The organism is Sphingobium sp. WCS2017Hpa-17 (genome assembly GCF_031843765.1).
Classification (GTDB): domain Bacteria; phylum Pseudomonadota; class Alphaproteobacteria; order Sphingomonadales; family Sphingomonadaceae; genus Sphingobium.
This window is the reverse complement of the sequence record NZ_JAVTIV010000006.1, coordinates 203,649-210,024: the sequence shown is the minus strand read 5'-3', so window position 1 is coordinate 210,024 and position 6,376 is coordinate 203,649. Positions and strand designations below refer to the sequence as shown.

The window sequence follows — 6,376 nt, the reverse complement described above, 5'->3', positions numbered from 1 at the left end:
GCATCAGCATCAGCATCAGCATCAGCATCAGCATCAGCATCAGCATCAGCATCAGCATCAGCATCAGCATCAGCATCAGCATCAGCATCAGCATCAGCATCAGCATCAGCATCAGCATCAGCATCAGCATCAGCATCTGCATCGGCATCGGCATCGGCATCGGCATCGGCATCGGCATCGGCATCGGCATCCGCATCTGCATCTGCATCTGCATCTGCATCCGCATCTGCATCTGCGTCTGCATCGGCATCCGTGTCATCGATCGACGATCTGCCGTTGGCGGTGGTGCCCAAGACGGTGGCGCCGGTAACGGCAATACCGCTGATGACGGCCGCCGGGATCAAGCCAGATCCCGCGGCGCCTGCACCACCGGCCGCGCCCATCAGTTCATCGAGATCGTTCAGCAGGGAAAAGCGCGGGAAGCGGCTGCCGGAGCGGGCCAGCCACTGGTTGCCATCATTGTCGCGCAGCACCAGGTCGCTGTGGCCGGCATCGAACGGCTCGTAGAAATTGGCGACCTTGATGACATTGCCGTCGGCCAGGTGGATGACCAGATCGTTGCCATTCTGCTCCAGGGCGGACACGGCTTCCCGGTTCAGTTGAAGGCGTACAACGCTGGGATCGTCCAGGGTTATCGTATCGATCGGCGCCTGGCTGACTTGACCCGTCGCCTTGTCGATAACTTCGGCCGCCATTGTCGATCCCTTTCCCTCTCGCGCACGCCGCTGCCGGGCGTGCGCCGGATACGTCATCGCGCTTCCGCACCCCCGGACAGGGCGCAGGATTGCGCGTCATAACGATCCAACGGAGGACAATCGGGGCAGGCCCCAAGGATTCCGAATTCGGATGTGATTTCACATCCGGCCGCCGTCACGCGGCCGGATGCAGTATATCAGCCGCGATAGCGGGCTTCGGCCAGATCCAGTTCGCGCGTAATCTTGCGCGCGGTTTCGCTGCTGAGCAGACGGTCGCGGACCAGCACTGCCAGCGCCGTCCGCTCGGCCTTCACCCCGACCAGGCTCAATTCGCTGACCAGCCTGTTGCCCGCACGCGTCTCGTCGGCCTGCTGGCCGCTCAGCCCTTCGATCCGTTCACGATAGCGGTCCATCACCCGCCCGCCCGCAGCGGCGTAGATATCCGCCTCGCCCCGATCTTCGGCCAGCGCATGCTGGTGCCGTTCCACCGCGCGGATAGCGGCTTCGGCGGTAACGATGCGCGCGCTGTCTTCTTCCGCCTGCTTCGACGGCTCGGGCGGCATGGTCAGCCCCTTGAGCAGCACCGGCAGGGCAATGCTGGCCAGGATGAGCGACACCACAATCACCCCCGCCGCCAGAAAGATGGCCAGATCACGCGCGGGAAAGGGCGTGCCGTCATTCAGCACCAGCGGCAAAGTGAGCACACCCGCCAGCGTGATGGCGCCGCGCACCCCCGCGACGGAGGTCGCCGCGACCAGCCGCCAGCCGGGGCTTTGCACGCCCACGCCCTGCTTCGCCTTGCGCAAGATGGTGAGGCGCAGCGAGGCCCAGACCCAGGCGAAGCGCAGCAGCGCCAGCCCCGCCACGATCGCGCCGGTATAGACGGCCAGCCACCAGGGCGAGCTGTGATTGGTCAGCGCCACCGTCTGATGCGCGCCCTCCAATATGGCGGGCAATTGCTCGCCCAGCAGCACGAAGATGATGCCATTCAGCGTGAACTGGATAGTGTCCCACACCGAGTTGCGGCGCATGCGGGTGGAGGCCATCGCCGCGCGCGAGATTTCGGCGTAGGTCATGGTGACGCCGGCAGCTACCGCCGCCAGGATGCCCGACGCATGGACATGTTCGGCCAGCATGTAAGAGCCGAAGGGAATGAGCAGGCTGACCAGGATCTGCGAACCGACATCCTCGCCCCAGCGCTTCGTCACCCAGGCCTTGACCCGCGACACGGCCAGCGTGACTGCCACGCCGATCAGCAGGCCAACCCCTGCCACCCACAGGAAATTGAGCGTCGCCGCCCCGGCGGAGAAGCTGCCGGTCAGGGCCGCGGCGATGGCGAAGCGCAGGCAGACCAGGCCCGACGCATCGTTCAGCAGCGATTCCCCTTCCAATATGTGCATCATCCGCTTGGGAATGGGCACGCGCGCGGCAATGGCGGACACGGCGATCGGATCGGTCGGCGACACCACGGCGGCCAGCGCGAAGGCGACCGCCAGCGGCATGGCTGGAATCATCCAGTGGATGAAGAAGCCCATGCCGACCACTGTCAGGAGGACAAGGCCCAGCGCCAGTTCCACCACGGTGGACACGTCCTTGAGCAGTTCATCCTTGGGGATGCGCCAGCCGTCGAGGAACAGCAGCGGCGGCAGGAACAGGAAGAGAAAGAGTTCGGGGTCCAGATCGACACGATGCGACGTCGACAGGCCAATCACCGCGCCGAGCAGGATCTGCACCAGCGGGGTCGGAATGGATATGGGCAGCATTCGGGAAATCGCGCCGCTGACGACGACCGCCAGCAGCAGAAAAAGCACGATCGAAACTGTTTCCAAACCAATCCTCCGTTCCTTAGCGCAAGGAACCTAGAGCATTTTTTCTGAAATGGGGAAAGAAGTTGGCTTTTTTATCGTCAGGGAATCGAGCGGCCGGCTCCAGCGACTTGGAACCGGCCGCCCGTTCGATCAGTAGCGCGCCCGGATGCTGGCGAAGAGCGTGCGGCCCGGCTCCGGGAATCCGTCGGTCAACGTGTAATAGTCATCGAATAGATTGCGACCGCCCACGCCGATCTCGACATTGTCGGTGATGGCATAATCGATGCGCAGCCCGGCATTCACATAGGCGCCGGTGCGATAATAACGCTGCGGCGCGCTGGCCGGCAGGGCGGTGAACAGGGTCCAGCGGTTCGACGCCAGATCAATGCTGGGGACGATATGCAGCTTCTCGATCGGTGCCCAGTCGAGATAGGCAAAGCCCTTATGCGTGGGCACGCCGGTCGGGTGGAACAGCGGGTTGGCGGCATAGTCCAGCTTCCGCTTGATCCCGGTATAGTTGAAGCCGGCGTCCAGCCCCGGCAGGATCGTCGCCGACACCGACAGTTCGACGCCATAATATTCGCCCTTGCCGACATTGCGGCTCTGCGACAGGTTGGTCAGCACGCAGCCCGCGACCGGCACCGCCGGCGCCGTGGTCGACGCGGTGCAGGGATAGGTCGGCGTCGGCACGCTGAATATGGCATTGCGCACCCAGCTATAGAAGAGAGCGCCTTCGACCCGAAGCTTGCCCGCCGCCCAGCTGCCGCCGATTTCCGCATTGGTGGCGCGCTCGGCTTTCAGTTCGGGATTGGGGATGGCGGTGTTGAACCGCTGGCTGAACCGTTCGAAGATGGTCGGGAAGCGCGCGCGCGACGACAGGCTGGCGTGCAGGTTGACCGCTGCATTGGCCTGCCAGTCGAACCGGCCCTGAAGATTCCAGGTGTCGGCATCGCGGCGCGGATAATTGTAGATCACAGACGCGCCGGTCGTGCCAAGCGGCGCGCCATATTCCTCCGCCTTGATGAGGTTGCGCCAGTCGAAGCTGCCGCCCAGGGTGAAACGCAGGTCGGGCGTCAGGCGCAGCTCATTTTCCAGCGCGGCGGAGAACGTCTCTTCCGTCTGGGTCTGGCGCGGCTCGGTGGTGCCGACGCCGGCAGTGGAGAAGCTGGTCTGGAATTCGACATGCTTGTCGTGCCGATAATGGAAGGCCACACGCAACGTATCCGCCTCGCTCGCCTCGAAATCCAGCTGCGCCGATCCGCCCCAGGCGCGGTCCTCATAGGGGCTGTCGAACGTATAGGGCCGGGTCTGCGTCGTCATCGTGCGGTCGGTGAAACTGCGCAGGATCGAATCGAACTGGTTGTAATAAGCGCGGGTCTTGAGCGTGGCCCGATCGCCCAGCGCCGTAGTCGACAGGAAATAGATGCTGGTGATATTCCATTCCGGCCAGTCCCAATAGCGCGGCGTCGTCACCGTGTCGCTGATATGCAGCGGCGCGCCCTTCGCCCCCTCCTGATAGGTATAGCTCAGCGCATATTCGTCGGTCGCATTGGGGGTGAAGCCGACCTTGGCATTGATGCGCCAGTCGCGGGTGCGCGAAAAATCGCGCGCGCCGCCATCTTCCAGCGCTATGTTGCGCGGGGTAAAGTCGTTGGGCAGATCCCAATGGTCGGTGAAGCTGCGCGCATAGCTGGCCTGCGCATACCAGCGGTCATGGCGCGTCCCGACCATGGCGGAGACATTATAGCCGGCATAATCGGCATCATTGTCGAAATTCACCGTACCGCGCATGTCGATATCCAGCGCCTTGGTCGGCTTGGCCGTGACCAGGTTGATCGCCCCGCCCATCGCGCCCGGCCCGTCCAGCACCGACGCATAGCCCTTGGCCACCTGCACTTCGGCGATGTCGGTGGTCAGGAAGCGGCCATAGTCCAGCCGGTTGTCGGCGGGCAGGTAGACGCGGATGCCGTCGATCGACAGCGGCACCTGAAACCGGTCGAAGCCGCGCACGAACACCAGCCGTTCGTTGCGCGTGCCACCGCTGTTGCCGGCCGATACGCCGGGCATCAGGTTGATCGCATCGTCCAGCGCATTGCGGCTGAAGGTGTAGATGGCGTCGGACGACAGCGTGTTGCCGTCAATCTCGATCCCCTGCGTCCGTGGCGCGGTGACGATGATCTGGCCCAGCGAGAAGCGATCGCTCCCCTCCTCCGGCTCGGTCTGTGCCTGGGCTTGGCCCGCAAGGGCACTGCCCGCCAGCAACAAAGCGGTGAAAGCGATACGCATAGATTTTCCCCCTTTATCCGGTCATTCGACTCGATATATCCGGCCGTATATAGCGAAATATTTCGGAGGGAAGTCCCAGATGCCGTTCCGCGCCCCGTTCCAGCGCCTCGCGCCTGCCGCCGCAGTGCTGCTCTGCACCGCCCCCGCCGCCGCGCAGATGGACCATGCCCCGGCGCAATGCGTCGCCCCGGCAGACCTGCCCGCGCCCATGGCCTCTTGGCGCAATCCGGTGGCGCTGAAGGCCGGCGCCAATCGGAAGGCCGCCGCGCGCGCCGTCCTTACACCGGGCCAGACGGTGACGCTGGCGCTGCTCCCCACGCCCAAGGTCGACTATCCGGTGCGGCCGGCCAAGCCGGGCGGCAGCGTCAGCCATGGCGGGTTGGCCAGCTTCACGGTGAAAGAGGCCGGCACCTGGCGCGTCGCGCTGGGATCGGGCGCCTGGGTCGACGTCATCAGCGACGGTCAGGCGGCAACCTCGATCGCCCATGGCCATGGCCCGGACTGCACCGGCATCCGCAAGATGGTGGATTATGACCTGAAGCCCGGCCGCTACACGCTCCAGATCGCCGCCAATGGCGAAGACAGCCTGACCCTGCTGGTGACGCACCTGCCGTGAAACCCCTTTTGCTGGCGACCGCGCTGCTGATGCTGGTCGCGGCCGGCAAGCCATGGCGCTGGGATCTGCCCACCGGGGTAGCGCCGCCGCCCGTCCCCGCCGACAACCCGATGAGCGCGGCCAAGATCGAGTTAGGCCGTCGTCTCTTCTACGATGCGGACCTGTCGGCCAACGGCACCATGGCCTGCGCCGCCTGCCACGAGCAGAAGCGCGGCTTTGCCGATGGCAACGCCACCCGACCAGGCGTGCATGGCGATCCGGGCCGGCGCAATGTGCCGGGGCTTGCCAATGTCGGCTGGCTTTCGCCGCTGACCGCCGCCGATCCTGCCCTCACCCGGCTGGAGGATCAGGCGCTGGTGCCGTTGCTGGGCACGCAGCCCGTGGAAATGGGCATGAAGGCACTGGAGGCGGAATTGCCGCGCCGGCTGGGCGCCGACGCCTGCTATCGTACGATGTTCGCCCGCGCCTTCCCGGCAGAAAAGGGGCGAATCGACACCCGCACCGTCACCGCCGCGCTCGCCGCCTTCCAGCGTACGCTGATCGCACAGAACAGCCCCTATGATCGCTATAGCAGGGGCGAAGGCACCATGCCCGCCGCAGCGCAACAGGGCCTCCACCTGTTCGACCGCCGCTGCGCATCCTGCCATGGCGGGCCGGACATGACCGACCTGCGCTATCATGGTTTCGGACCGGCAGAAGCGCGCGACCCCGGCCTGATCGAAAAGACCGGCCGGGCGGAAGATGCCGGTCGCTTCCGGACGCCGTCGCTCCGCAATGTCGCGGTGACTGGTCCATGGTGGCATGACGGGTCGGCCCGCACCATGACCGACGCGATCCGCCGCCATGGCTTGGCGCTTCCCGAAGAGGCGATGGCCCCGCTCACTACCTTGCTCGACCAGATGACGGATGTCCGTTTCCTCACCGACCCCCGCTTCGCCATGTCCGATCGCGCCTGCGGCAAGCGGCTTTAA

General features: G+C 65.1%; 5 protein-coding genes. 2 read left to right on the top strand and 3 right to left on the bottom strand.

What is annotated here, in order from left to right; all coding sequences use genetic code 11:
* The 3 genes from RQH62_RS11995 to RQH62_RS11985 form a co-directional block, all read right to left on the bottom strand.
* Positions 1-695, bottom strand: a 695-nt coding sequence (locus RQH62_RS11995; protein WP_311268987.1) for a BapA/Bap/LapF family prefix-like domain-containing protein, incomplete at its 3' end; no start/stop codon positions are given.
* Positions 696-892: 197 nt separating this feature from the next.
* A complete protein-coding gene (locus RQH62_RS11990; protein WP_311268986.1) occupies positions 893-2,524 on the bottom strand; it encodes a Na+/H+ antiporter in 1,632 nt (543 codons plus the stop codon).
* A gap of 129 nt (positions 2,525-2,653) precedes the next feature.
* Positions 2,654-4,789, bottom strand: coding sequence for a TonB-dependent receptor (locus RQH62_RS11985; RefSeq protein WP_311268985.1), 2,136 nt, complete (start codon positions 4,787-4,789; stop codon positions 2,654-2,656).
* A 79-nt stretch (positions 4,790-4,868) separates the two neighbouring features.
* Between RQH62_RS11985 and RQH62_RS11980 the strand changes: the two genes are divergently transcribed.
* Both RQH62_RS11980 and RQH62_RS11975 read left to right on the top strand, forming a co-directional pair.
* The gene (locus tag RQH62_RS11980) at positions 4,869-5,405 is read left to right on the top strand and encodes a hypothetical protein (protein WP_311268984.1); all 537 of its coding nucleotides are present in this window, start codon (positions 4,869-4,871) and stop codon (positions 5,403-5,405) included.
* A gap of 29 nt (positions 5,406-5,434) precedes the next feature.
* Entirely contained in the window at positions 5,435-6,376 is a 942-nt protein-coding gene (locus RQH62_RS11975; protein ID WP_405053543.1) for a cytochrome-c peroxidase, read from the top strand.

What these genes read in the sequence shown, in the direction of transcription:
- RQH62_RS11985 (WP_311268985.1), bottom strand. Translation starts at nt 4,789, where the DNA reads ATGCGTATCGCTTTCACCGCTTTGTTGCTGGCGGGCAGTGCCCTTGCG.
- RQH62_RS11980 (WP_311268984.1), top strand. Translation starts at nt 4,869, where the DNA reads ATGCCGTTCCGCGCCCCGTTCCAGCGCCTCGCGCCTGCCGCCGCAGTG.
- RQH62_RS11975 (WP_405053543.1), top strand. Translation starts at nt 5,435, where the DNA reads ATGCTGGTCGCGGCCGGCAAGCCATGGCGCTGGGATCTGCCCACCGGG.